Consider the following 24,921-nt stretch of genomic DNA (forward strand, 5'->3'; position numbering starts at 1 on the left):
TTCAACGTTATTTTTCAAAAAATATGCGTTATCACGCATAAAAATTGCCCATACCGGCAATACTTGTTCCAGAAGGAGGAAGTGCTATGAACACAAAATGTCTGGATAATGTCCTGCTGGCACTTGTCATTGTCGGTGCTGTAAACTGGGGCCTGATCGGATTTTTCCGATTCGACCTGATTGCCTTTATTTTTGGCAACATGAGCTGGATTTCACGCATCATATATGCGCTTGTGGGAATCAGTGGACTTTATCTCATCAGCGTTTTTGGTCGTATCCGATCCATCGGTGATGAGGAAGCATAAAAATAAATACAGAAAAAATCCACGATTTCCTGTCAAGTAAAAAGGTGTCTTAAGGATTCCCCCTTAAGACACCTGATAAATCGATTCTTATAAAGAAACAATCAGTCTGGCTTTTGCACACTCAGGCAGATCTGCTTCGTCCTTTGAAACGCTTAAAACGAATTTTACATTGAACTTTTCACTGATAACATCAAGCTTCTCAATTGCATGTACGATCTGATCATCAGCAAGGTTTGCAATTGTAAGGAAACTGTCAAGATACATCTCCTGTAAATCATAATCCTGTGAAACGATACCACAGATAAATCCAAGGAACTCATCACAGTTGCTGATTGGATAATCTGCAACGTTGATCAAACGAACTTTGTTTGATAACTCATGCATGTGTTTCTGACTTTTATCCAAATATACGATATTACCGGAAGCGCCTTCCACTGCTGCATTTACCTTGTCCAATAAATATTTTGTCTTACCCTTTCCTTTTTTGCCGGCAATAATTTCAACCATAATTTTATCCTCCTACCTCTGTCACTTCTTCCATTTCACACACGGTATATGCGTCATTTGTATCGTAAAAAGAAGTAACTGTTTATGTATTCATTATATTATATCCATACCTAAAATACAACTGTTAAATTTGAATTTTCAGTGGCTTTAGTTTGAATAATTTGTGAGCAGTTCCGTCATCAGCGTATAAAGCTCCTTTTTGGAATTGCCTTTCAATACAATAGAAATATATGGCTTCTTATCCTGACTTTCACTGTACAGAACCAAACAGCTTCCTGCTGCTTCTGTCGTTCCTGTCTTACCACCGATCACAGTGACATTTTCCGGCATATCATAAGTGCCTTTCAGATAACCGTTGGTATTCACCCACACCTGATCCACCTGCGCTCCGGATGCATCCGTATAGCTGGTGGTATATTTTTTTGTGGAAATATAATTCACAAACCGGTCATCCTTAATGGCTGCGTTAAAAATCAGATACAAATCATAAGCAGTCGTATAGTGGTTATCATCTGGTAAACCATGCGGATTCACAAAATGGGACTGTGTTGCACCCAATGCCTGTGCTTCTTTGTTCATCAGTTCTGCAAATTTATCGGTACTTCCGGAAATATATTCTGCAATAACATTTGCCGCATCATTTCCACTGCAAAGCATCAGACCATACAAAGCCTGATCCAGCGTCAGCTGATCTCCCGGCTTTAATCCACAGATGGAGGATCCGGACATCAGTGTATTGACCGCATCGGAAGAAACCGTCAGTACATCATCCAGATTGCCATATTTTAATGCAAGGTATGCAGTCAGGATCTTTGTCGTGCTGGCAGGATACATTCTCTGATAAATATTCTGTGCATAGGTAATTTCTTCATCCTGAACGGAAAAGACCGCTGCACTCTGTGCATAATCCGTATCAATGCCATCTGCTGCGGCAGTGTTTTCTGTGCCGCCAACGCACAGATCCTGTCCCAGCAAGGAAATGGATTTCTCTGTGCTGCTCTCTGTCAGTTGATAAGTATCAGATGTGGCATAGACATCATACGCATCTGCCACATCGGTTCGCTCCTGGCATCCGCCCAGTAACAGGCAGACTCCAAGCAACGGAATCATTACTTTTATTTTATTTGTACATTTCACGCCAGTCAAGATCTCCTCTGTCTAAAGAATGGATTAACAATTCTGCTGTAGCCAGATTTGTTGCCAGCGGAATGTTATGTGTATCACACAGACGGACAATATTGTCTACATCCGGTTCGTGTGATTTTGGTGTCAGTGGATCACGTAAGAAAATAACAAGGTCAATGTAGTTATTTTCGATATCAGCGCCAAGCTGCTGGGAACCACCAAGCTGTCCGGTCAGATATTTGTGTACAGACAGGTTGGTAGCTTCCTCTACCAGTCTGCCGGTTGTTCCGGTTGCATACAGCGAATTTCTTCCCAAAATCCCCCGGTATGCAATACAAAAATTCTGCATTAATTTTTTCTTTGAGTCGTGTGCGATCAACCCTATGTTCATTAGTCTATGTCCCCCAATCCGTGATATTTTCTAGCCTGAAGACCTACATTTAGTACCATCCCCAGACCAATAAACAAACTCATAATCGACGTCAGTCCATAACTGACAAAAGGAAGTGGCAATCCGGTATTCGGCATCAATCCTGTTGTTACACAGATATTGATAAAGCTCTGAAAGCCGATCAGCGCTGCCATACCACAACAGATCAGTCTGCCGCCAAGATCCTTCGCATTTTTTGCAATTAGTATACACTCAAAAACAATCAAAAGCAATAAGATAATGACGACCAGACAGCCGATAAATCCAAGTTCTTCTCCGATAACCGCAAAGATGAAATCCGTCTGCGGCTCAGAGATAAAATCACCGTTTTTCAGGGAAGTGATGGAACTGTTGTTCAATCCTTTTCCCCAGAGCTGTCCGGATCCAATCGCTATGATCGAATTTTGCTGCTGATAAGAATCGTCCGCATATGCCGGGTTCGACGGCTGCAGCCAGGACATGATTCGTTTGTACTGATATGGTTTTAAAGGCAGTGCCTGTTTCATGATCAGTACCACGCCTATGATTCCTACCGGAACACCAAGTGCCAGCACTCCTGCTACTATTTTATAACTTAATCCTGCAACAAACAAGAGGGTAATGAAAATCATTGTTGTTGCAATGGTCGTTGACAGATCCGGTTCTTTCACGATCAATACCAGCGGAATACCCGCAAGGATCAGACTGAGCAATATTGTCTTCCAGGTATTCAACTGATCCTTATATTTCATAAAAAATCCTGCAAAAAAGATGATCAGCAGGATTTTGCAAAACTCGGACGGCTGAAACTTAAAACTGGAAGTAACCTGAATCCATCGGGTTGCACCACCGGTATTATCACCGACGCCCGGAATAAATATCACGGCAAGCAATACAACTGCCAGCAGATATATGGGACGTCGGAATTTCAGGATCGTACCGTAATCAATCAGTGAAACGATCACCATGACTACCAGACCACCGGCAATACCGATGATCTGTTTGTTCTGAACCGACGGTTTCGCACTGCCCACCACCATAACACCGATAATGCACAGCAGCACCACATATGCTACCAGCCGAAATCTGTAGTTTTTTAATTTGTATTGCTTAAACATAAAATTCCTCCGATTTATTTTATCCTGTTATGTATTTTCGTTTCCATTTCCTGTGGTGTCTGCGCTTTCCGGTTTTTGGAACTGCAAATCTTGGCAATGGAACGTCTTCCCCAAGCAGTCGTCTGACAATATTCAGATAAGCTTCCCCTGCCACGGTACCAATTCCGGTCAGTGGTGTTCCATTATTTGTGGAGATCACGACCTGCTCATCATCACAGATTGCACCGATCACATCCACACATAAAATATCTGAAATATCCTTCAGATTCAGCATCTGTCCCTGCCGGATCATATCCGGGCGGATACGGTTCACAATTAATTTAATGTCATTGATCTCAGCGGAAAACAATAATCCAATGACGCGATCCGCATCCCGAACAGCGGAAATCTCCGGTGTCGTGACCACAAGGGCGCGGTCCGCTCCGGCGATCGCCACCTGAAATCCCTGTTCAATGCCTGCCGGACTGTCCAGCAGAATGTAATCAAAGTCATCCCGCAATTCATTGACCACCTTGATCATCTGCTCCGGCGTCACCGCTGATTTATCTCTGGTCTGTGCCGCCGGGATCAGATACAGTCCCGGAAACTGACGATCCCGGATCACTGCCTGACGGATCCGGCAGTTTCCTTCTACGATATCCACCAGATTATACAAAATCCGGTGTTCCAATCCCATCACAACATCCAGATTGCGAAGTCCGATATCCGTATCGATCATCAGCACCTTTTTTCGCATCATCGCAAGCCCTGCGCCAAGATTCGCAGTAGTTGTTGTCTTTCCTACGCCACCTTTTCCTGAAGTAACAACAATAATTTCACACATACAAAAGATCCCTTCCTGTTATTTGTCTGTTATCTTTTGTAATGTGACTTTTCATCGGCTTCTCTCACCTTTGATTTTCTAATCGCCAAAGCTGTTCGAAGATGTCCCTACGTTGGTTGCTTTTCCATTCAGAAGTTCTTCTTCCGTATTTTGTTTGAAATAGTACTTCATAACCTGATCTACAAATACACATGCATTGCTGGAACCATATCCATAAGCAATACGTGTTGCAATCGCAATCTGCGGAGCATCTGCCGGAGCATAGCCGACAAACAACGCATGGTTTGGACGTTTCTCATCTTCCTGTGCAGTACCGGTTTTACCTGCCAGTTTCACCTGAAGATCCTTAAACTGATCGTGTTCACCGATTGCCATCTCCATTCCGCTGTGCAGTACTTCCCAGGTAGATGCAGAAAGGTCTGTGATCTGGTTGTGTACTTCCGGCGTATAGGTCTGTAATACATTTCCATCAGAATCTGTCACTTTATTTAACAGTGTCAGATCATATACGGTACCTTCATTTGCAATAGAAGAAACATAGCGGGCAAGCTGTGAAGTCGTATAGCTGTGATTACTCTGTCCGATGGATGCATCAATCGGGAATTCATCTGCAATCTTTGGTGTACCTTCCGGAATCTCAATATTTGTCTTATCCGCAAGGCCAAATTCTGTTGCATATTTCGCAATCGCGCTTAATCCTTTATCTTCATTATACGTGTCTCCATTCAGACTTAAACGGTAAGCTGTCTCTGCAAAGAAATAGTTACATGAATCACGAATCGCCTGTGAAACTGTAATGCTTCCATGGTTGCTCGGATATACCCAACATTTCAGAGTTAATCCCAGTCGGTCAAAGACACCGGTATCTGTAATCACTGTTCCGGTACTGATAGCACCTTCGGTCAGACCGGCAGATGCAGTAACCATCTTGAAGGTAGAACCGGGCGCTGTGGTCTGCTGTGTTGCATTATTATACAGCGGCAGAGAACCATCCTGAAGCAGTGCGTTATAGTAAGCAGAATCCATGGAATTTGCCAGCCGGTTGTTATCATACCCCGGATAACTTACACTCGCCAGCAATTCTCCGGTATTCGGATCCATGATCACACAGGATCCGGTACAAGGATCCAAGGCTAATTGTGCCGGTGTGATCTCCATGTTCTGAATTTTGTTTTTCAGAAACGTATAAGCGCTGGTGGAACCATTTTTCAGAGATGCCATGCTCTCATCGTCCTGTACCAGAATTCCCTGTTCATACAGGATCAGACATAACTGGCTTCCGGAAATCTTATCATTATAGATCAAATATTTATAGACAATTTTGTCGAAAGCCTTATCATTCTGAAATTTATCCGTCACATAAGAGATCAGCTGCTGATATACTTCATCCGTATCTGCATATTTCTCATTCAGATCAAACTCTGTAATATTGATCCAGGAAGAATCAATGGCATGACGCAGATATTCCTGTACAGAAATCTTGCCGTCCTTCCAATCTTTGTATACAGAATCCGAACTGTCAATGGCAGAAGTCAGGAACACAGATTTATCCTGCAGCATTTTTACTACATAGGTCACCATCTCCTGCATTTCGTCGGAAAGATCCTCATAGGCAGTATCTGACTGCAGCGTATTCGCCACATCTGTCAGCGCCTCTGTCTTTCGGTTTGTAAATGTCTGATATACAGATGCCTGTGTGGTTCCCTCTGCCGCGTCTGCCATGGCAGACGTGTCAATTACACTGTTTTCGATCAATGCATTGTATACTTTATAAATCGGAATATATAATTCTGAACTTTCACTGGTTTTCGCATTTACGATTTTGGAGTTAAGGATACCCGCAAGTTCCTGTTCCAACAGATCATATACTGCCATCTGCAGCGTTGCATCAATAGACAGATATACGTTATTTCCTGCAGAAGAATCCTTGTAATCTTTTACCTGTAATACTTTACCAAGATTGTTGACATAAACGGTCTCGGCACCTTTCTTTCCCTGAAGCTGTAACTCCATAACCTGTTCGATTCCCGCTTTACCAATGATATCACTCTTGCTGTAGGAATCATCCTGTGCAGAGAGATCGTCGTATTCAGAATCAGAAATTTTTCCGGTATAACCAAGAATATGGGAGAAATATTCCGGATAATCATACACACGTTTCGTATCTTCCTTCACTTCTACACCCTGCAGATCCGAAGCATGTTCCCGGATGATCGCAACGGTCTCATCTGATACATCCTCCGCAATGTTGGTCGGGATATATTTCTGGAAAGAAGTCAGATACATCGCATATCGAACTACCATGATCTGATATGCCCGATACCGGTCGTAAGTTTCTGTATCTACCGCAAACTTATTCACCAGATACTCGTACATCTGCTCCGGTGTTGCCGTTGACTCATCATAACCTAATTTTGCATTGAATTTCAGGTCTGAAACTTTTTTTCTGCCATAAACATCACGGCGGAAACCGTCAAGTTCTGTGCCGTCTACATTAAAAGACAGTTCCCCGCTCGGATCCATATACAGATCCAGATCATTGACGATGCTGTCACCGTTTTTTTCAATCATTTCAATAAGCGTACTGATCTCCTCATTCAAAAGCTTTGCACGCTCTTTGTTATTTGCATAAGTACCATTATCTTCCAGTGTTACGGTATAAGATAATTCGTTGTGTGCCAGAAGGACACCGTTTCGGTCATAAATATTACCGCGTGTTCCCTCTATCTCAATTGTTTTCTGAATGCTGTATGTGTAATCCTTCAGATAAGCTGCACCGTTGATGATCTGCATGGTAAACAGATGCTGCAATACAAATGCAAACAGCGCCAGTATCACTACCCACAGCACAAACAGTCTGGAAGTTACAATTTTTACAATCCATTCTTTTATCTTATCAACCAAATTTTGCTGCACTCCTTCGTTCAATGTCTTCCAGCTTTTCATTTATCTTCAACAGGATAAAATAAAGCAGGATGGATACGACCATCGTATAGACCAGTTCCGGCAGGATCGTGTGAAGCAGATAATAGCCAAAGGAAAATCTGCCGCGGAACCAGAATAACGTAAAGAAAATAATTATATTGCAGAAGAAATCACTCAATGCGATCAGGGCAAGGGGCAGTTTCACTTCATCCGGGAAAAAGATCCGTTTGAAGAAACCGTTCAGATATCCGATATACATATAGATCAGCGCATAAAATCCAATCACAGTTCCAAACATGATATCTAACAGCAGTCCTGCAAAAAATCCTACGAAAATTCCTTCCTTTTTTCCTCTCATAAATCCAAATGATGCGACCACAACGATCAGCAGATTCGGGGAGATTGAAGCAATGGACAGTGCTTTAAACACCGTACATTGTAAAAGGAAGCAGGCGATGATCGTAATTGCCAAAACAATTTTTCTCCTCATAACCTACTCCCCCTCTGTTGTACCTGTCGTATCTGCCACGTCTTTTGTCTGTAAAATAACAAACACGTCGCTGAGATGTTCAAAATCCACGATCGTTGCAATGTGTCCGGACTTGGTCAGATTATTGGAATCTGTCTGGATATCCGTAATGTATCCGATCGGAATCCCCTCCAGAAACATATCACTGATATTTGATGTGACAATCTGATCCCCAACTTTTGCCTGCCCATCTTTGTCTCTGAGATCATCAAAATCAATCTGACTGGATTCGTTCATTGATTTTAAACTTCCACTTACAATACACAGATCGGAAGTGGAAAGATTCTTTGCACTGACATTGCTGTTGTCATCAATGATGGAACGGACTTTTGCATAATTTGGTCCCACCTGTGTGACAATACCGGCAAGTCCTCCGTCTGCCAGTACATTCATTCCAACGGAAATACCGTCGTTGCTTCCACGGTCGATCAGGAATACAGAAAACCAGTTTCCTGCATCTTTTCCGATCACATTTGCCGCAACTTTCTCATAGTCTGCATAGGTCTGATCCATCTGATACAATTTTTTCAGATTGTCCAGTTCTTCCTGATTTAACTGAACCTGATTCAGACTTGCCTGTGCATCTGCAAGCTGTTCGCGCAATTGCTCATTCTCAGTCTCCAGACTTTTCTTGGACTGCAGATGATTTCTGACATTCGTCAGCGCAATTCCCAGTTTGTTTACACCTTTCTGCATCGGAGCGATCACAGAACCGGCTGTCGTTGATACCGGACCGGTTTCGGATGCTTTCAAACTGCATCCGATGATCACAGCGCAGAGTAAAGTCATAATAAGCAGCACATATTTTGCTGGAAATTTACTTTTTTTCTTTCTCCTCATACTATGCCTCTGTTATTTAAAAATTCTTGTACGCATGCTGTAAGCCAGACGTTTGAACTTGTCATTTGTCACAACAAGACTTAAGCCCTGGACAACGGTCTCATCCGGCTCCTCACAGGTATTTACCTTGATATTGGTAATCTGTGTAAACAGTTTATCCATATCTTTGATATTGGAACCACCACCGGTCAGATAAATACCGGAATGGATGATATCTTTTGCAAGTTCTGGCGGAGTCTTCTCCAGAATCATCTTGATTGCATTGCAGATAGAACTGAGGTTGTCTTTCATCGCCTCATATACAGTATCTGCAGTAATCTCCATTTCAATCGGAAGACCGCTGACTACATCCAGTCCTACAATGGTATAAATTCCTTCCTCACCCGGAAGTGCGCTGCCGATGTGCTCTTTTAACTGCATGGCAGTTTTCTGTCCGATGACCAGATTGTAGTTTTTCTTGATATGCGTAATGATCGACTCATCCAGGCGGTTGCCGCCAAAATGAAGCAGATCACTTAAAACCAGTCCGCCAAGGGAGATCACTGAGATCTCTGTGGTATCTGCTCCGATATCTACGACCATGATACCGGTCGGCTCATTGACATCCAGTCCAAGACCTACGGCATCTGCGATGGGTTTATCACAGAGAAGAACAGATTTCGGTTTCATTTTGCTTTTGTAAAACAGATCATAAAATGCTTTCTTCTCTACTTCTGTAATATCAGTCGGGACAGCAATGATAAATTCAGAGCCTTTTACGTGTCCCTTGACATTTTTCTCCAGTACTTCCTGTACCATTACCTGCATATTATTGTAATCTGCGATCACACCGCCTGTGATTGGAAATGATACGTTGATATTCTCCGGTGCTTTTTCATACATTGCATATGCTTCATTTCCATATGCATATAACTGATTTTTGTTGATGATCGCAATTGTATTTTTCTCTTTGATGATCTTGTTGCTGTGTTTGCTGAAAATCTTCAGATTACAGGTTCCAAGGTCAATTCCGTATATGTTTGCCATTAGTCTCTCCCTTTCTCAAATAGAATATCCTGCTCACGAAAGCTGAAATATCGGTTATCTCCGATAATGATATGGTCCATAAGTAAAATATCCAGTAATTCGCCACACGCTTTTATCTTTCGGGTCACCAGAATATCTTCCCGGCTTGGTTCCGGATTGCCACTGGGATGATTATGTAACACCACAACGTACGCTGCCTGATACTGCAGCGCTGTCCGGTAAATATCCCTGGCAGAGATCAGTGCCGCATTACTCGTCCCGGTGGACAGAAGCTTTTCTCCGATCAGCATGCTTTTGTTATCAAACATTGCCAGCATCAGATGCTCCTGCGGTTCATGTCTTAGCTGTTCCATAAAATACTCTGCAATGCTCCTGGCAGACTGCAGAGTGATCTGTTCCCGGCGGCTTGTCGATGCAATACGCTTTGCCAGCTCACCGATACATTTTAACTGAATTGCTTTGACATTTCCAATCCCACGGATCTGTGTCAGACGTTCCACGTCCAGGCGCAAAAGGTTCAGCAGTCCGTCCGGTCCCGCATTTAAAATGCGGTTTGCCAGATCGATGCTTCGTTCCCCCTGACTTCCGGTGCGGATGATCACGCTGATCAGCTCTGCATCGGACAGTGCGCCGGCTCCATACGCCAGACATTTTTCATACGGTCGTTCCTGATCCGGTAACTCTTTTACTGTCATATTTTTCTGCATAAAATTCTCTTTTCTACTCTCTCTATGCAGTCTGTATAATCATAGCATATTTTTTTTTTCGTGTATACCGGAAAAATGAGAACATTTTTTTGCATTTCTCTTAAATTTTTATGAAGAACGCCTTACAGATCTTTCACATTTGCAGCTGTAAAATCTTTTGTCACAATTCCTGCATCCATCAGTTTCTGTAATGCCATCAGGATGCCAAGTTTTGCATGATACCAGGTCAGTCCGCCCTGAAAATATACCGCATACGGCGGTTTGATCGGACCGTCCGCACTCAGTTCAATAGAAGAACCCTGTACAAAAGCGCCTGCTGCCATGATGACCTGACTGTCATAGCCCGGCATATCCCAAGGCTCCGGTGTTACATAGGAATCCACCGGTGCTGCTGCCTGAATGCCCTGACAGAATGCGATCACACCTTCCGGGCAGCCAAATGTTACTGCCTGAATGATATCGTGGCGGGATTCGGTGCTGTTTGGGATGACCGGAAATCCGATTTTTTCAAAAATATTTGCCGCAAAGATTGCTCCTTTTAATGCGCCGGACACAACGGTCGGTGCCTGAAACAGTCCCTGATAAAAGCTCTGGATCACACCTAAAGAAGCTCCGACTTCTTTTCCAAGTCCCGGAGAAGTCAGACGATAAGCCGCATTGTCCACGCACTCCTTTTTACCAACAATATAGCCGCCGATCGGTGCCAGACCGCCGCCAAGATTTTTGATCAGGGAACCAACGATCATGTCAGCGCCAACTTCCAATGGCTCCTGCTCCTCTACAAATTCTCCGTAACAGTTATCTACCATACAGATCACATCCGGTTTGATAGATTTTACAAAGGAGATCAGTTCTTTGATCCGTGCAATGGAAAGTGTCGGACGTGTCTCATATCCTTTGGAACGCTGAATGGTTACCAGTTTTGTGCGTTCATTGATTGCAGCACGAATGCCCTCAAAATCAAAATCCCGGTTGTTTAACAGATCTACCTGGCGATAAGTAATGCCATACTCTGCCAGTGAACCTTTGGACGGGCGGATTCCGATAACTTCCTCTAAGGTATCATAAGGTTTACCAACCGGTGAAAGCAGCTCGTCGCCCGGACGAAGATTAGACATCAGTGCCAGTGCAAGCGCATGGGTACCACAGGTGATCTGTGGGCGTACCAGCGCAGCTTCTCCATGAAAACACTCCGCATATACTTCTTCCAGCGTATCACGTCCAATATCATTGTAGCCGTATCCGCTGGTTGCCTGAAAACACTCTGCACTGACTCTGCATTTCTGCATCGCATCAATGACTTTCATCTGATTATATTCTGTCGTCTGATCGATACGGTCAAAACGTTCTTTTAATCCCTGTTCGATTTCTTTTCCAAATTCATAAACCTCTTTGGAAATTCCCATCTCAATATACTTATTCTCAATTAATTCTTCTGTCATAGCCATCCTCCAGCTTTTATCTCATTTAAAATCGCTTCCAATATTTTGGAATCGTCATAATCATAGTCCGGTTTATTCAGCCAGATCACATCCCGCTCCCGGCGAAACCACGTAAGCTGGCGTTTTGCAAAATGTCTGGTATCCCGTTTCAGTAAATAAATGGCTTCCTCATAGCTGATCTCTCCATCCAGCCAGGAAAGAATCTCCTTGTAGCCAAGTCCCTGCATGGATACCATGCCTTTGTGATACCCCTTTGCACGCAGCCGTTTTACTTCCTCCACCAGTCCGTGCTCCAGCATCAGATCTACCCTGCGGTCGATCCGTTCATATAAATGTGCTCGATCATCGTTCAACACAAAATAACGGAAATCATACGGCGATTCTTTCGCCCGCTCCTGCTCATTGTGTTTGGAGATCGGTTCTCCGGTTTTTTCAAAATATTCCAGTGCCCGGATCGTACGTTTCACATTATTTGCATGAATGATCGCTGCCGAAGCCGGATCTACTTTTTTCAGCATCTCATGCAGCACTTCATTTCCCTGCTCTTTTGCGATCTGCGCATAATGCTCCCGAAGTGCGGTATCTTCCTCCTGTTCCGTAAAATCAATATCGTACAGCAGCGCCTGAATGTAAAATCCGGTTCCGCCTGCCACGATCGGAATCTGCCCTTTCGCATAGATCTCTTTTAAGGCAGCTTTTGCCATCTCCTGAAAACGAACCACATGAAATTCATCCTCCGGATCCAGCACATCGATCAGATAATGGTCTACGCCCTGCATTTCCTCCGGCATGACCTTGGCAGAACCAATATCCATCCCGCGATATACCTGCATGGAATCTGCGGAGATCACGGCACCGTTAATTCTTTTTGCCAGTGCAATGGACAGATCTGTTTTTCCGACAGCAGTCGGTCCGGTTAAAATTAATAATGGTTGTTTTTCTGTCTTCATCTATCTATCTTCCTTTAAACAATACGCTTAAATTTCTTTTCTATCTCATATTTATTCATGGCAACGATAACCGGTCGTCCATGCGGGCAAAAATAAGGATTATCCAGTGTCAGTAGTTCATCGATCAGATGTTCGATCTCCGGTCTGGATAACTTCTGATTGCCTTTAACGGCAGCTTTGCAGGACATACTTGCAATTTTTTCTACTACCAATTCCGGCGTATCTTTCACCGACATGGAACTTAAGCTGTCCATCAGTTCCAACAGCAGACTCTGTCCATTTAACCCATACAGATTGCCCGGAACTGCCGTTACCGCATATTCCTTTCCGCCAAACGGCGAAATCTCATATCCCAGTTTCGTAAATTCCGGTAAAAATTTCTTTAATAAAATTTCTTCCTGCATCGTCAGGGATAAAATGATCGGCGGGCTTACCATCTGAGACGTAAATTCTTTGCTGTGGTATGCCTTCATGGTCTGCTCAAACAGCACTTTTTCATGTGCGGCATGCTGATCGATCATATAAAACTGATCCTGAAACTCCACCAGCCAATACGTGTCAAACAGTTGTCCGATGATCCGATGCTGTGGACGTGCTTCTTTGGAAAGCAATTTCAACTCCTCACGTACAGAATCTTCCCGTACCGCATCACTGTGTTCACGCTGTTCTGCCAGATCATATAATGTCTGCTGCACTGCCTGTTCCATAACTGGCTCCTGTGTTTTTGTTTCATAAACAACAGAATCCGTTTTTTCTGTGTAAACAGATCCATTGCCGACTTCCACTGTTCCCGTTTCAGCAATTAATGTATCTTTCTGCTGTAAATTTTCTGTTGCTACTGCTACCTGTTGCATTTCGCCCATTCCAATTACTGGAACTTTCTGTTCGATAGTAACAGTATCGTCTTTTCCTGCAATATTCGCAGCAATATTCTTCTCATTTTCTGGAAGATTCACGTTTGCGTTTTTTTCTGCTCCAACAGATTCTCCTGTTTTTACTCCAGGTTCCTCTTTTAAGCCCTCTGCCTGATTCTGAGTATTTTGTGTATTTACCGATACCGGGATCTTTCGCTCCCGCTCCGGATATTTACGCTCATAAGGACTGTCTTTTGCAATGGTAGCCCGCAGTTTTTCCAGACGTTTCGTCTCAAATGGTTCCGGAACCGCACCTGCCGCCTGAACCGGACGCTTTTCTTCTTTTCGCTCTTCCTTTACTGCCACTTTCGGAATCAGTTCGCTCCCCCGCAGACGTTCTGAAATCAGCGCTACAAGTTGATGATACATTTCTTCCCCGTTGGAAAAACGCATTTCCATCTTATTCGGATGCACATTCACGTCCACTAACGTACCATCCAGTGAAATGGTCAGTACCGTAAACGGATATTTATGCTGCATCATAAAACCGCGATAGCCGTCCTCTAAGGACTTCGCAATCAGACTGCTTTTGATATAACGTCCGTTAATAAAATAACTTTCAAAATTCCGGTTTCCTCTGGCAATGATCGGTTTTCCGATATAGCCTTCGACGGAAAATCCCGGATAATCTGCCTGCACTTCCAGCAGATTGGCAGCGATATCTCTGCCATAAATATGATAGATAATATCCTTTAACTGTCCGTTTCCGGAAGTATGCAGACGAATCTGCCCGTTGTTGATAAATTTGAAGGACACATCCGGATGGGAAAGTGCTATTCGCTCCATCAGATCATTGACATAGCCTGCCTCTGTCTGATTGGATTTCAAAAATTTCCGACGCACCGGAGTATTGTAAAACAGATTTTTTACCAGAAACGTCGTTCCGTTCGGTGCTCCGATCTCCTCTAAAGAAATCTCTTTACCGCCTTCGATCAGATAACGGCTTCCGGTAAACTGCTCCGGTGTCTTGGTGATCAGTTCCACCTGTGCAACCGCCGCAATACTGGAAAGTGCCTCACCACGGAATCCCAGAGAGGAAATCGTTACAAGGTCTTCCACTTTACGGATCTTGCTGGTGGAATGACGGTAAAATGCAATGGGAATCTGTGCCGCATCAATACCACATCCGTTATCCGTGATACGGATCAGTGACGTTCCACCATCTTTGATCTCCACCGTCACTGCCGATGCTTTCGCATCAATGGCATTTTCCACAAGCTCTTTAACTACGGAAGAAGGGCGCTCTACCACCTCTCCCGCCGCAATTTTATCTATGGTCTGTTCATCTAATACTTCTATCTGTGGCATACGTGCCTCCTACCAGCGATTTTTAATCTTATTCTGGATTTCATACATTTTGCTCATCGCTTCAAATGGTGTCATATTGGTCAGGTCGATCTCACGGATCTCCTCAATAATATCATCGTCCTTAACCGTATCAAACAAGGACATCTGTGCCAGATCCACATCATCCGGCTTTTTGGTTTTTGCCTTATGCTGTGACGGGATTTCCGGCAGATTTGCTGCCAGATTGCTCATATTTGCCCGCTCTAACTCCTCACAGATGACTTTTGCCCGCTCGATGACCGGATCCGGAACGCCTGCCAGCTTAGCGACCTGAATACCATAGCTTCGGTCTGCTCCACCGGATACGATCTTTCGCAAAAATACGATATCATCGCCTTTTTCCTTGACCGCGATACAATAATTATTGACATTGGAAAGTTTTCCTTCCAGTTCTGTCAGTTCGTGATAATGTGTTGCGAACAAAGTCTTTGCACCCAAAATCTTCGGATTACTAATATATTCAACGACTGCCCACGCAATGGAAAGTCCGTCAATGGTACTTGTTCCACGTCCGATCTCATCCAGGATCAGCAGACTGCTGCTGGTGGCATTCCGTAAAATATTGGCAACCTCATTCATCTCTACCATGAACGTACTCTGTCCGGAAGCCAGATCATCCGATGCACCCACACGGGTAAAAATACGATCCACGATACCGATATTGGCACTCTGTGCCGGGACAAAGCTTCCGACCTGCGCCATCAGAACGATCAGGGCATTCTGTCGCATATAGGTGGATTTTCCTGCCATGTTCGGTCCGGTGATAATGGCGATCCGGTTATTTTTATTATCCAGATAGGTATCATTTTCAATAAACATATCGTTGGTGATCATTTTTTCCACCACCGGATGACGTCCACTCTTGATCTCCAAAATTCCTTTTTCATTCATCTTCGGACGCACATAATTATTCTGCTCCGCAACCAGTGCCAGAGAAGCAAACACATCCAGACCTGCAATGGCTTTTGCCGTATGCTGGATTCGAACCACCTGTTCTGCAATCTGGTTACGCACCTTGCAGAAAATCTCATACTCTAACGCTGTCAGCTTGTCCTCTGCACCAAGAATGGTCTCTTCCAGTTCTTTTAACTCCGGTGTGATGTAACGCTCTGCATTGGTCAGTGTCTGTTTTCGTGTATAATATTCCGGCACCAGATCTTTGTAAGAATTTGTTACCTCTAAATAATATCCGAATACTTTGTTATATTTGATACGAAGATTTTTGATACCGGTCTTTTCCCGTTCTTCTTCTTCAATCTTGGCAAGCCAGGTTTTTCCTTCTGTTTTCGCATTACGCAGATGATCCACCTGCTCGTCATAACCGGTCTTGATCATGCCGCCTTCCCGGATGGAGATTGGCGGTTCATCCTCAATAGATTCTGTGATCAATGTACAGATATCTGTCAGCGGATCTAACTGTTCATCCAGTTCCCTCACTAACGGACTGCTCAGATCCTGCAATAATGTCTTGATGGCAGGCAGCATTTCCAGAGAGGAACGAAACGCAATCAGATCTCTTGGATTGGCAGTCTGATAAACCACGCGGCTGATCAGGCGTTCCAGATCATAGATAGGATTTAAGTATTCCCGCAGTTCTTCCCGGCAAATCATGTTATTTTTCAGTTCTTCTACCATATCCAGTCGGGCTTCGATCTTTTTTTTATCGATCAGCGGCTGCTCCAGATAGGAACGCAGGGTTCGCGCACCCATAGCAGTTTTTGTCTTATCTAATACCCAGAGCAGGGAACCACGTTTCTGTTTTTCACGCAGTGTCTCTACCAGTTCCAGATTTCGTCTTGTGGAACTGTCAAGCACCATGAATTTTCCGGTAGAATATGGTTCAATGGTTGTCATATGATCCAGTGTGGTTTTCTGGGTTTCATACAGATATTTTAAGAGGGAACCGGCAGCGATCACGCCACAGTTATAATCCCCTAATCCAAGACCGTCCAAAGATGCCACATGGAAATGCTCTTTTAACGTCGTTGCTGCCAGATCATCTCCAAAATACCAGGATTCCAGAGAATAGATCGTGATGCCCAGACGATGACGCAGATCCGCCAGATCAATGCCACTCATAAAAAATGCTTCATTTGAAATAATCTCAGACGGCATATATTTGCTGATCTCATCCAGAAGTTTTCGTTCAGAATCCAGTTCCGTCACAAAATAAGCACCTGTCGTAACGTCCGCCACAGACACGCCGTATTTGTTATCTACATAAACGATACACATAATGTAGTTATTTTTTGTCTCATCCAAGGCATACGTATCCAGATTGGTGCCCGGTGTGACAATTCGTGTCACTTCACGTTTTACCAGTCCCTTAGCCTGTTTCGGATCTTCCACCTGCTCACAGATGGCAACTTTATAGCCTTTGGATACCAGCTTATTCAGATATCCTTCTACTGCATGAAAAGGAACGCCACACATTGGCGCACGCTCTTTTAATCCGCAGCTTTTTCCGGTCAGGGTAATCTCTAATTCTCTGGATGCAGTCAGGGCATCCTCAAAAAACATCTCATAGAAATCTCCCAAACGGTAAAACAGAATACAGTCTTTGTATTCCTGCTTTGTCTCCATGTACTTTTGCATCATAGGAGTCAGTTCTTCTATATTTATCTCCATTTATTTCATCTCCTGCTGTAATATCGCTTCCGCAACTTTCAAGCCATCCATGGCAGCAGACATAATGCCTCCTGCATAACCGGCACCTTCCCCGCAAGGATAGAGCCCACGGATTTCACTCTGAAAGGTCTCATCCCGGTGAATACGCACCGGTGATGACGTCCGGCTTTCCACACCGGATAAAATGCAGTCTGCCCGGTCAAAACCGACAATTTTTCTGCCGTAGGCATGCATGCCCTCACAAAAAGCTTCCTTTAAGGCTTCCGGAAAAATTTCTCTTAAGTTGGCAAAATCATGCTGTCCTTTTACACAGCTCTCAAAACTGCCATAACCTGTGCTTACCTTTCCCTGCTCAAAATCACCGAATAACTGCTGCGGCACTTTACCTTTTGCCAGATTCCATGCTTTTTCCTCTAAGTCTCTCTGAAAAGCAACGCCGGACAATGGATGACTGCCATCCGGATAATCCTCCGGAGTCACCGAAACAATGATCGCACTGTTTGCATTGTGACTGTCCCGCTTCCGATAACTCATACCGTTCACTGCCAGTCGCTGCGGCTCAGATGACGCATTAACTACAAAACCACCCGGACACATACAGAAAGAATACACACCACGACCGTTTGATGCCTGATGTGTCAGCTTATATGTCGCGGTTGGCAGCAGGCTCATATCCGCATCTGTACCATACTGACTGTGATTGATCATCTCCTGCGGATGTTCCACACGCATACCGACAGCAAAAGATTTTGCTGCCATCGGGATCTGGCGCTCGTAAAGCATTTCAAACGTATCTCTTGCACTGTGTCCGATCGCCAGTACCAGATGCGAAACCTCATGCCATTCCTGTCCGTTGATCTCAATCGCACACACGTTTCCGTCTTTCATGCGAAGATCCGTTACTTTGGAAGAAAAATGAAAGGTTCCACCAAGCCGGATGATTTCCTGCCGCATCTGGGTTACTACGTTTCGAAGCACATCCGTTCCCACATGTGGTTTTGCCACATATAAAATATCCTCCGGTGCGCCAAATTTTACAAAGGTCTCCAGCACATAGCGGCTCCGCCCAAATTTATCTTTTACCAAAGTATTTAATTTTCCATCGGAAAAGGTACCGGCTCCGCCTTCGCCAAACTGTACATTGGATTCCGGATTTAAACTGCCTTCTGACCAGTAGGTTTCCACATCCTGCTGACGCTCTTCTACCGCTTTTCCACGCTCATACACCTGCGGACACAACCCGCACTGTGCCAGTTCATACGCTGCAAAAAGTCCCGCCGGACCTGCACCGATGACTGCAGCCTTAATGTCCGAAGCATTCTCCGGTTTTGCCGGAATCTGGTACTTCACCGGATGTACTTCCTGCACATGCGCCGGATTCTTCTTCACCTTCTGATGCTCGTCCACTACCAGATGAACCGTATATGTATAAGACAGGGCATCTTTCTTTCTGGCATCCACAGACTGCTTGATGATCTGCATATCCAGCACTTTTTTCGCCGGGATCTGAGACAGCGCACATGCTTTTTTCAAAATCTGCTCCTTTGTATGTGCCAACGGTACCGAAATCTGCGATACACGAATTACTTTCTTCATATTGTTCTCCAATTTGTATTCTTCTGGTTATTGTTTCTGCTTGCTCAGCGCCAAAATTAATAACCATTCCTGTTTTCTGTTTTTATAAACCCATTCTTTTAATCTACTTGCTCTTATCCTGCCTGCTTTGCGGCATTTTTTCCTGCCACCGTTCCGCTGGACCACGCCCACTGCAGGTTGTAGCCACCGCAGATGCCATCCACGTTCACGACCTCACCAGCAAAATAAAGCCCCGAAACCAGACGGGATTCCATTTCCTCCGTCAGTTCATTTAACGGGACTCCGCCACAGGTCACCTGCGCAAAGTCAAAACCTCTGGTATCAGTGATCGTAAGTGTCGTTCGCTTTAGTGCCTGCATTAATTTTTTTATCGCTGCCGGCCGCCGTTTCTCGGGAATATCTGACACATGCTTGGCATGCAGTCCCGCACAGAGCATACCTGCCAGTTTTTCATTGACAATTCCGGACAACAACTGCTGCCAGCTCTCATGCACTGATGCATTTGCAATCTGCTTACTCAAAAATACTTCGATCTGTTCTGCCGGATAATCCGGGATAAAATCAAGCTCTGCCCGCACACTCTGCTTCTGCGCCAGCGCAATAGATGCATAGCGGCTCACCTGAAAAACCGGAATACCGGAAATACCATAATCCGCAAACTGTACTTCCCCGGTATCTTCTGCCACGCATTGGTTCTCTACAAATAATGATACTGTCGCATCTGCCCGGACACCACTGGTCTGCTTTAACCACTTGGCATCCGCATACAACGCCGTCAATGCCGGCAATGGTGTCTCGATCTGATGTCCAAAAGATTTTGCATAAATATAGCCGCTTCCGTCACTTCCCGTCTTCGGTGCAGCTTTTCCGCCAGTGGCAAGAATACAGCTTTTCGCCTGAAATGTACCATTTTTCGTATCAAATACAAAACCATTCTCTTTTCGCTGAATTTTTCGGATTCCAATCTCCTGAAAAATCACAATTCCAAGTTGTTCTGCCTGACTAAGCAGAGCATTCCGTATGGTTGCCGCCTGTCCGCTGCGCGGATAGAGGTAACCCTGACGACTCTTGGAGAGAACACCAAGTTCCTCAAAAAATGCAACGGTATCCTTTTCGGAAAATTGCTTCAGGATATGCAATACAAAGGCAGGAGAATCGCTTCGATAACAGCTTTCCCCCTGCAGCTCATTCGTAAAATTGCACTTACCGTTTCCGGTGGCAAGTATTTTCTTTCCTGAAACAGTATGATGATCCAGAATCGCTGTATGCGCTCCTTCTTTTGCCGCCCAAATTGCCGCCATCAGTCCGGCAGCTCCGCCGCCGACCACAATTACATCATAAATCTGTTCTTTCACTCAAAACTCCTTTTATTTATCTTCATCTTCAAAAAATCCAAGAATTTCCTCAGAAATATGGTCAATGGTATCCTTCTCATCTGTATGTTTTTCTGTTACAGACGGTACCGAATCTTCCTCATCATAATACCAGTCATCTTCTTTTTCAGAAGCATGCTTTTTCGCTGACTTTTTCCATATTTTTCCTTTGGATACGGTATCGGTATGTTTCTTTTCTTCTTTTTTCTGTTCAGAAACTTCTGCTTTTTCCTTATCCCCGGATTCTTCTGTTATATATTTTTCCGTTTCAACGGAATCTGTTTCTTTTCCGTTTTCTCTTCGATTACTGTGTTTTGCCCGTTTTCCCGCACGGATCGCAAACATCAGATAAATCGGACTGATGATGCTGACCGTACCGTCTGCGATCAATATGTAATACAGCACCTCTCTGTGCTGCAATACTTTCCCGTCCGGATTTAAAATGACTAAAATTGCTGCTGCCAGAAATGCCAGGGCAATGATCAGAAACAAAAGCCATGCTCCATTCCTGAGGCTTTTTAAATCCACGGCATTCTGCAATTTGATCACCGCTGTCAGTAGAATACAAACACCTAAAAACAATGGCAGATAACCTGCGATCTGCTGTGTACGAACCAACAGGCAGATACCAAGCAAAATACACAATACACCGCCGGAAAATCCATAATTCCCCAGATCATTATAGCTTGCTGCCATAAAATATTTCACGATCATGATCACACCACAGATCAGAAAGATCAGTCCTGCAATATAAATAATATAGCGTTCCTGAAACTGCGGAACAAAGAGCATTGCCAGTCCAAAAAGCAGATAGATCACGGCTATTCCAATCATAAATCCGGTTCCCAGACTTGCCTTTTTTAATTTATTTTCTCTTGCCATACTTTTTTCCTCCGTATCCATCAGGCAATCTGCCTGATGACCCACTTTTGTTCAGTATAGCACAAGCTTTTACTTTTTGGAACCCGTTTAACTCGAATAATTTTCAAGAAAACTATACAGATTCTCAAGACTGGTAAACTTGATTCCATTGATCGCATTTTTTCGCAGTTTTTCCGGCAGATCACTCACTTTCAGGCTTGTCTCAAAATACAGACGGTCTGTATCTGAAAAATAAACAGATAAATATTCTCCGGATGCCTTCAGGTAATATTTTTCCTCGGAAAGTGCCTTCATACTCTCCACAGTCTCCTGTTTTGCCACAGTGTTTTCTTTTTTTCCATCCGCATTTTCATTGGCAGCTTCCTGTGCCTGATCTTCCACCGATGCGATCTGTATTCCGGAATCCGCGTTGCCGCTTAAGCTTCCGCCAAAATAAAATCCGCCCCAGAAAGCACCGATGATCAGCGCTGTTACAATAAAAAAAGAAATGCGAATCATACGTGTCTGTTTCATCATAAATAAAACTCCTTTTTTCGTAGTATTCACATTTCTTCTTTTTTTATTCAATTTAAGCTTTTATACATAAAAACCCATAAGCAATAAACTTATATGGATTTCAATGAAATCATTCTTGCCAATTATTTTATAATAAATGGAACTTCTTTGCAATCCAGATAATCAGCTCACCCTTCGGGAAGCTATGCAGTTCTTCTTCAGTCAGTCCCTTGATCAGTAACAATACTGCCGCATATACGATCATACCAACCAGAACAGCCACAACCACTCCGATTGCATTGCTGTGTAATGCTTTATGCACCACAAAATATGCTGCATATACCACAACACCCATGATCACGGATGCAATCGCCGGTTTTACAAAAGTCTTGGCTACATTCGGTTTAAAGCCAGAATGTTTTCGTACCGACAATCCATTCAAAATGCACATGATCAGTGAAAATGCAATGGTTCCGATACAGATACCATAGATTTTCAGATCAAAGCCAAACATTGCCACAGCGATCACACCTGCATGAAGCACCAGTGCAATGGATGCATTACGAACCGGAACATGCATCTGGTCAATGCCCTGTAATACTGCATTAGACAATGTGGAAATAGAATAGAAAATAACACTGATTCCACCTGCCTGCAGCAAATGTCCTGCCAAAGCACTTGACCCCGGGAACAAAAGCTGAATGATCGGATCTGCCAGCACCATAATGCCTGCGGTACACGGCATTGCAACCACCATGATAAAACGCATGGACATACCGATTTTTGAGCGAACCTGCGCATCATCTTTCTGAGCGAAAGCTGCTGCCAGTGCCGGAACACAGGAAGCTGCCAACGCCGTAGAGATTGAAATCGGCACATTGGTCAGAACACGGTATTTTCCGGAGAAAATACCCCACCATTCAGATACATTCGTTGCAGAATATCCCTGCATCGTTGCAATGTTTTTAAACAGCCACTGATCCACGATGGAAACCAGATTGTAAATGGTTGTACTTAAAAGTACCGGTACAATGGTTCCGATCAGAATACGGAAAATATTGCGGTAAGATTCCGGCTCTTTGTGTCCGATCTTTCGCTCACGCTTCATCGCTTTTTTGTATTTTGGCATAAACATAGAAAATACAAAAAGGATAAATACTAATCCGAAAAACGCGCCGGCACTGGTGCCCAGTGTTCCGCCGGCCGCACCATAAGCCGCGTCATAATGTTCTTTACTTCCAAGAACCGTTGCGATTCTTTTTCCGTAAGCAAACAGCACATACGCTGCACCTACACTGACAACCGCATTCACGATCTGTTCAATAATCTGTGAAACAGCACTTGGGATCATCGTTCCCATTCCCTGGAAAAATCCACGGAATACACCTAATACCGCAACGATGATCAGCGTTGGTGCCAGTACCTGCAGGGCATATACACCCAGCGGCGTCTGAAACAGCCGTGTCAGTTCTTCCGCACCGAAAAATACGATCACACAGGCAATTGTTCCTGTAATAGCAGCAAACAGCATGGCGCCCTTGAATACACGGTAGGCATTCTGCCGTTCACCGTTTGAAATACGTGCAGAAACCATCTTGGAAACCGCCATCGGCAGACTATAGGATGAGATCAGCAGCAACAGACTGTAGATCTCATACGCACAACTGTAATAATCATTTCCGTGATCTCCGATGATCGCAGTCAGTGGAATACGGTACACCAGACCGATTACCCTGCTGACCAGCGATGCTATGGCAAGGATCGATCCCTGCACCAAAAAACTTGTATCATTTTTCTTCTTACTCATTTAGTAACCTCTTCTCCTGCCAGGGGCAGTATTGGTTTTTAAGTAGCTTATCGATCTGCATACTCTTCTTCGCTTGCATAGAAAGCGATCTTATCTGCATAGGTATCTTCTGTCACACATACCCATGTTTTTCCCTGATTTAATGTAATTTCATTTCCATCCGCATCAAAATATCTGGTCGGAGCCTGAAGGGAATCTTTGGACCAGGTAACCGGAATCGCTTTTCCATTTGTAATATAATAACCATTTCCGCCTGCCATAGTCTCCATATCCAGATATTCGTCATCATTGCTCATACGACTCCAGCCGCAGATCTGAATGATCACATTTTTTACAGCAACCTGTTCACCGTTATTGCCATCTGTCTGTGCTTCCCCGTTCTGGAAACGTTTGTACAGACCAGTCTCACTGTCATACACAAACCATGGTTTATTTACCAGATATCCCGGTGCAATCACTGCCGCATCCTGTCCGTTTGTCAGCTCGATCTGTGTACTGTCATCTTCATTAAATTTATAATGTCCGGTATAATCAGAAGCATGTTTTGTCTCATATCCCTTGGTCTGGATTCCGGCTACAATGCCTTCTCCGGTCGTATAGGCATTGTGCGGTGCCTTTCTGCCGGAATCACGTTTGTACATCGTTCCTTCCAGACTTCCGTCCAGACCGGACAGATTGTTGACATAATCCTGTGACAACAGCTCTACCGCATATTTTGCCTGTCCATAATGGGCATAGATTGCATCAAACTCCAGTGCCCAGTGTACATAATAATGACGGCAGCTTCGAATGGACATTACTTTTTCCAGATTCACATAATCCTGAAAAATGCCCATCAGACGTGTCTCCTGACCTTCTACAGCAGACTCATAGATCACATCTGCATCTGTAATGCCATATTGTGGCGTAGCGATCTTCGTATTACCAAGCATGACTGCCACCGGCCGCTGCGCTGCAATGTTTTCATCGATCCATTCTCCGGTCAGATAACTGCGTGCCATTCCTTCCGGAGTTTTCGGCTCCTCCGGTTCCGGTTCCGGCTCAGCTACAGATTCTTCCACCGGCTGAGAGATCACAGGCTCAGTCTCTTTCTTTCCGCAGCCTGCCAGCATTGACACTGCCAGAATCCCCATCATTACCCATACAAATGCTTTCTTCATAATCCTGCTCCTC

The 24,921-nt window shown here is 44.2% G+C and carries 21 protein-coding genes; 1 reads left to right on the forward strand and 20 read right to left on the reverse strand.

Annotation, left to right across the window (positions count from 1 at the left end; genetic code table 11):
• Positions 1-86: 86 nt before the first annotated feature.
• Positions 87-305: a DUF378 domain-containing protein gene (locus DXB15_RS05465; protein WP_109214463.1), complete on the forward strand. Its 219-nt coding sequence runs from the start codon at positions 87-89 to the stop codon at positions 303-305.
• An 87-nt stretch (positions 306-392) separates the two neighbouring features.
• On the opposite strand, the gene DXB15_RS05470 is transcribed toward DXB15_RS05465, so the two are convergent.
• The 20 genes from DXB15_RS05470 to DXB15_RS05565 all read right to left on the reverse strand — a co-directional run bounded on the left by DXB15_RS05470 (position 393) and on the right by DXB15_RS05565 (position 24,908).
• A complete protein-coding gene (locus tag DXB15_RS05470) occupies positions 393-812 on the reverse strand; it encodes a twitching motility protein PilT (RefSeq protein WP_109214462.1) in 420 nt (139 codons plus the stop codon).
• Between the two features lie 147 nt (positions 813-959).
• Positions 960-1,949, reverse strand: a complete 990-nt coding sequence (locus tag DXB15_RS05475; RefSeq protein WP_118702275.1) for a D-alanyl-D-alanine carboxypeptidase family protein — start codon at positions 1,947-1,949, stop codon at positions 960-962.
• Complete coding sequence (locus DXB15_RS05480) at positions 1,933-2,328, reverse strand: methylglyoxal synthase (protein WP_109214460.1); 396 nt, start codon at positions 2,326-2,328, stop codon at positions 1,933-1,935. The genes DXB15_RS05475 and DXB15_RS05480 overlap by 17 nt, the downstream gene beginning before the upstream one ends.
• Positions 2,328-3,464, reverse strand: coding sequence for an FtsW/RodA/SpoVE family cell cycle protein (locus DXB15_RS05485; protein WP_118702276.1), 1,137 nt, complete (start codon positions 3,462-3,464; stop codon positions 2,328-2,330). Before DXB15_RS05485 ends, DXB15_RS05480 begins: the two co-directional genes overlap by 1 nt.
• Before the next feature lie 19 nt (positions 3,465-3,483).
• Positions 3,484-4,287 (reverse strand): septum site-determining protein MinD, encoded by an 804-nt coding sequence (gene minD / locus DXB15_RS05490; protein WP_109214458.1) that lies wholly within the window; start codon positions 4,285-4,287, stop codon positions 3,484-3,486.
• A gap of 78 nt (positions 4,288-4,365) precedes the next feature.
• Positions 4,366-7,191: a penicillin-binding transpeptidase domain-containing protein gene (locus DXB15_RS05495; RefSeq protein WP_242979762.1), complete on the reverse strand. Its 2,826-nt coding sequence runs from the start codon at positions 7,189-7,191 to the stop codon at positions 4,366-4,368.
• Positions 7,184-7,702, reverse strand: coding sequence for a rod shape-determining protein MreD (gene mreD, locus DXB15_RS05500; protein WP_118702277.1), 519 nt, complete (start codon positions 7,700-7,702; stop codon positions 7,184-7,186). Before mreD ends, DXB15_RS05495 begins: the two co-directional genes overlap by 8 nt.
• Before the next feature lie 3 nt (positions 7,703-7,705).
• Positions 7,706-8,581 (reverse strand): rod shape-determining protein MreC, encoded by an 876-nt coding sequence (mreC, locus tag DXB15_RS05505; RefSeq protein WP_118702278.1) that lies wholly within the window; start codon positions 8,579-8,581, stop codon positions 7,706-7,708.
• A gap of 12 nt (positions 8,582-8,593) precedes the next feature.
• A complete protein-coding gene (locus tag DXB15_RS05510) occupies positions 8,594-9,607 on the reverse strand; it encodes a rod shape-determining protein (RefSeq protein ID WP_109214454.1) in 1,014 nt (337 codons plus the stop codon).
• Positions 9,607-10,314, reverse strand: coding sequence for a RadC family protein (gene radC / locus DXB15_RS05515; RefSeq protein ID WP_109214453.1), 708 nt, complete (start codon positions 10,312-10,314; stop codon positions 9,607-9,609). Before radC ends, DXB15_RS05510 begins: the two co-directional genes overlap by 1 nt.
• 122 nt (positions 10,315-10,436) lie before the next feature.
• A complete protein-coding gene (locus tag DXB15_RS05520) occupies positions 10,437-11,756 on the reverse strand; it encodes a methionine gamma-lyase family protein (protein ID WP_330427472.1) in 1,320 nt (439 codons plus the stop codon).
• Positions 11,753-12,706, reverse strand: coding sequence for a tRNA (adenosine(37)-N6)-dimethylallyltransferase MiaA (miaA, locus tag DXB15_RS05525; RefSeq protein WP_109214451.1), 954 nt, complete (start codon positions 12,704-12,706; stop codon positions 11,753-11,755). Before miaA ends, DXB15_RS05520 begins: the two co-directional genes overlap by 4 nt.
• Before the next feature lie 14 nt (positions 12,707-12,720).
• Entirely contained in the window at positions 12,721-14,928 is a 2,208-nt protein-coding gene (gene mutL, locus DXB15_RS05530; protein WP_118702279.1) for a DNA mismatch repair endonuclease MutL, read from the reverse strand.
• 9 nt (positions 14,929-14,937) lie between these two features.
• The gene (mutS, locus tag DXB15_RS05535) at positions 14,938-17,595 is read right to left on the reverse strand and encodes a DNA mismatch repair protein MutS (RefSeq protein ID WP_243115600.1); all 2,658 of its coding nucleotides are present in this window, start codon (positions 17,593-17,595) and stop codon (positions 14,938-14,940) included.
• Positions 17,596-19,191 (reverse strand): NAD(P)/FAD-dependent oxidoreductase, encoded by a 1,596-nt coding sequence (locus tag DXB15_RS05540; protein ID WP_118702280.1) that lies wholly within the window; start codon positions 19,189-19,191, stop codon positions 17,596-17,598.
• Positions 19,192-19,304: 113 nt separating this feature from the next.
• Positions 19,305-20,546 carry an aminoacetone oxidase family FAD-binding enzyme gene (locus DXB15_RS05545; RefSeq protein WP_118702281.1) on the reverse strand — a complete coding sequence of 414 codons (1,242 nt, stop codon included), beginning with the start codon at positions 20,544-20,546 and terminating at the stop codon, positions 19,305-19,307.
• Between the two features lie 12 nt (positions 20,547-20,558).
• Positions 20,559-21,446 (reverse strand): DUF308 domain-containing protein, encoded by an 888-nt coding sequence (locus DXB15_RS05550; protein WP_158582196.1) that lies wholly within the window; start codon positions 21,444-21,446, stop codon positions 20,559-20,561.
• 87 nt (positions 21,447-21,533) lie between these two features.
• Entirely contained in the window at positions 21,534-21,962 is a 429-nt protein-coding gene (locus DXB15_RS05555; RefSeq protein ID WP_109214446.1) for a hypothetical protein, read from the reverse strand.
• 127 nt (positions 21,963-22,089) lie between these two features.
• Positions 22,090-23,748 carry a putative polysaccharide biosynthesis protein gene (locus DXB15_RS05560; RefSeq protein ID WP_118702283.1) on the reverse strand — a complete coding sequence of 553 codons (1,659 nt, stop codon included), beginning with the start codon at positions 23,746-23,748 and terminating at the stop codon, positions 22,090-22,092.
• 47 nt (positions 23,749-23,795) lie between these two features.
• Positions 23,796-24,908, reverse strand: a complete 1,113-nt coding sequence (locus tag DXB15_RS05565; RefSeq protein ID WP_118702284.1) for a DUF3048 domain-containing protein — start codon at positions 24,906-24,908, stop codon at positions 23,796-23,798.
• Positions 24,909-24,921 lie beyond the last annotated feature (13 nt).

Source organism: Roseburia sp. OM02-15 (assembly GCF_003481835.1).
GTDB lineage: Bacteria > Bacillota > Clostridia > Lachnospirales > Lachnospiraceae > Eubacterium_I > Eubacterium_I ramulus_A.

Excerpts from the sequence above, each read along its gene's own strand:
- DXB15_RS05470 (WP_109214462.1), bottom strand. The coding sequence starts at position 812 with ATGGTTGAAATTATTGCCGGCAAAAAAGGAAAGGGTAAGACAAAATAT.
- DXB15_RS05485 (WP_118702276.1), bottom strand. The coding sequence starts at position 3,464 with ATGTTTAAGCAATACAAATTAAAAAACTACAGATTTCGGCTGGTAGCA.
- DXB15_RS05565 (WP_118702284.1), bottom strand. The coding sequence starts at position 24,908 with ATGAAGAAAGCATTTGTATGGGTAATGATGGGGATTCTGGCAGTGTCA.
- DXB15_RS05510 (WP_109214454.1), bottom strand. The coding sequence starts at position 9,607 with ATGGCAAACATATACGGAATTGACCTTGGAACCTGTAATCTGAAGATT.
- miaA (WP_109214451.1), bottom strand. The coding sequence starts at position 12,706 with ATGAAGACAGAAAAACAACCATTATTAATTTTAACCGGACCGACTGCT.
- mutL (WP_118702279.1), bottom strand. The coding sequence starts at position 14,928 with ATGCCACAGATAGAAGTATTAGATGAACAGACCATAGATAAAATTGCG.
- minD (WP_109214458.1), bottom strand. The coding sequence starts at position 4,287 with ATGTGTGAAATTATTGTTGTTACTTCAGGAAAAGGTGGCGTAGGAAAG.
- mutS (WP_243115600.1), bottom strand. The coding sequence starts at position 17,595 with ATGGAGATAAATATAGAAGAACTGACTCCTATGATGCAAAAGTACATG.
- DXB15_RS05520 (WP_330427472.1), bottom strand. The coding sequence starts at position 11,756 with ATGACAGAAGAATTAATTGAGAATAAGTATATTGAGATGGGAATTTCC.
- mreC (WP_118702278.1), bottom strand. The coding sequence starts at position 8,581 with ATGAGGAGAAAGAAAAAAAGTAAATTTCCAGCAAAATATGTGCTGCTT.
- DXB15_RS05540 (WP_118702280.1), bottom strand. The coding sequence starts at position 19,191 with ATGAAGAAAGTAATTCGTGTATCGCAGATTTCGGTACCGTTGGCACAT.
- DXB15_RS05555 (WP_109214446.1), bottom strand. The coding sequence starts at position 21,962 with ATGATGAAACAGACACGTATGATTCGCATTTCTTTTTTTATTGTAACA.
- DXB15_RS05480 (WP_109214460.1), bottom strand. The coding sequence starts at position 2,328 with ATGAACATAGGGTTGATCGCACACGACTCAAAGAAAAAATTAATGCAG.
- DXB15_RS05560 (WP_118702283.1), bottom strand. The coding sequence starts at position 23,748 with ATGAGTAAGAAGAAAAATGATACAAGTTTTTTGGTGCAGGGATCGATC.
- radC (WP_109214453.1), bottom strand. The coding sequence starts at position 10,314 with ATGCAGAAAAATATGACAGTAAAAGAGTTACCGGATCAGGAACGACCG.
- DXB15_RS05550 (WP_158582196.1), bottom strand. The coding sequence starts at position 21,446 with ATGGCAAGAGAAAATAAATTAAAAAAGGCAAGTCTGGGAACCGGATTT.
- DXB15_RS05465 (WP_109214463.1), top strand. The coding sequence starts at position 87 with ATGAACACAAAATGTCTGGATAATGTCCTGCTGGCACTTGTCATTGTC.
- mreD (WP_118702277.1), bottom strand. The coding sequence starts at position 7,702 with ATGAGGAGAAAAATTGTTTTGGCAATTACGATCATCGCCTGCTTCCTT.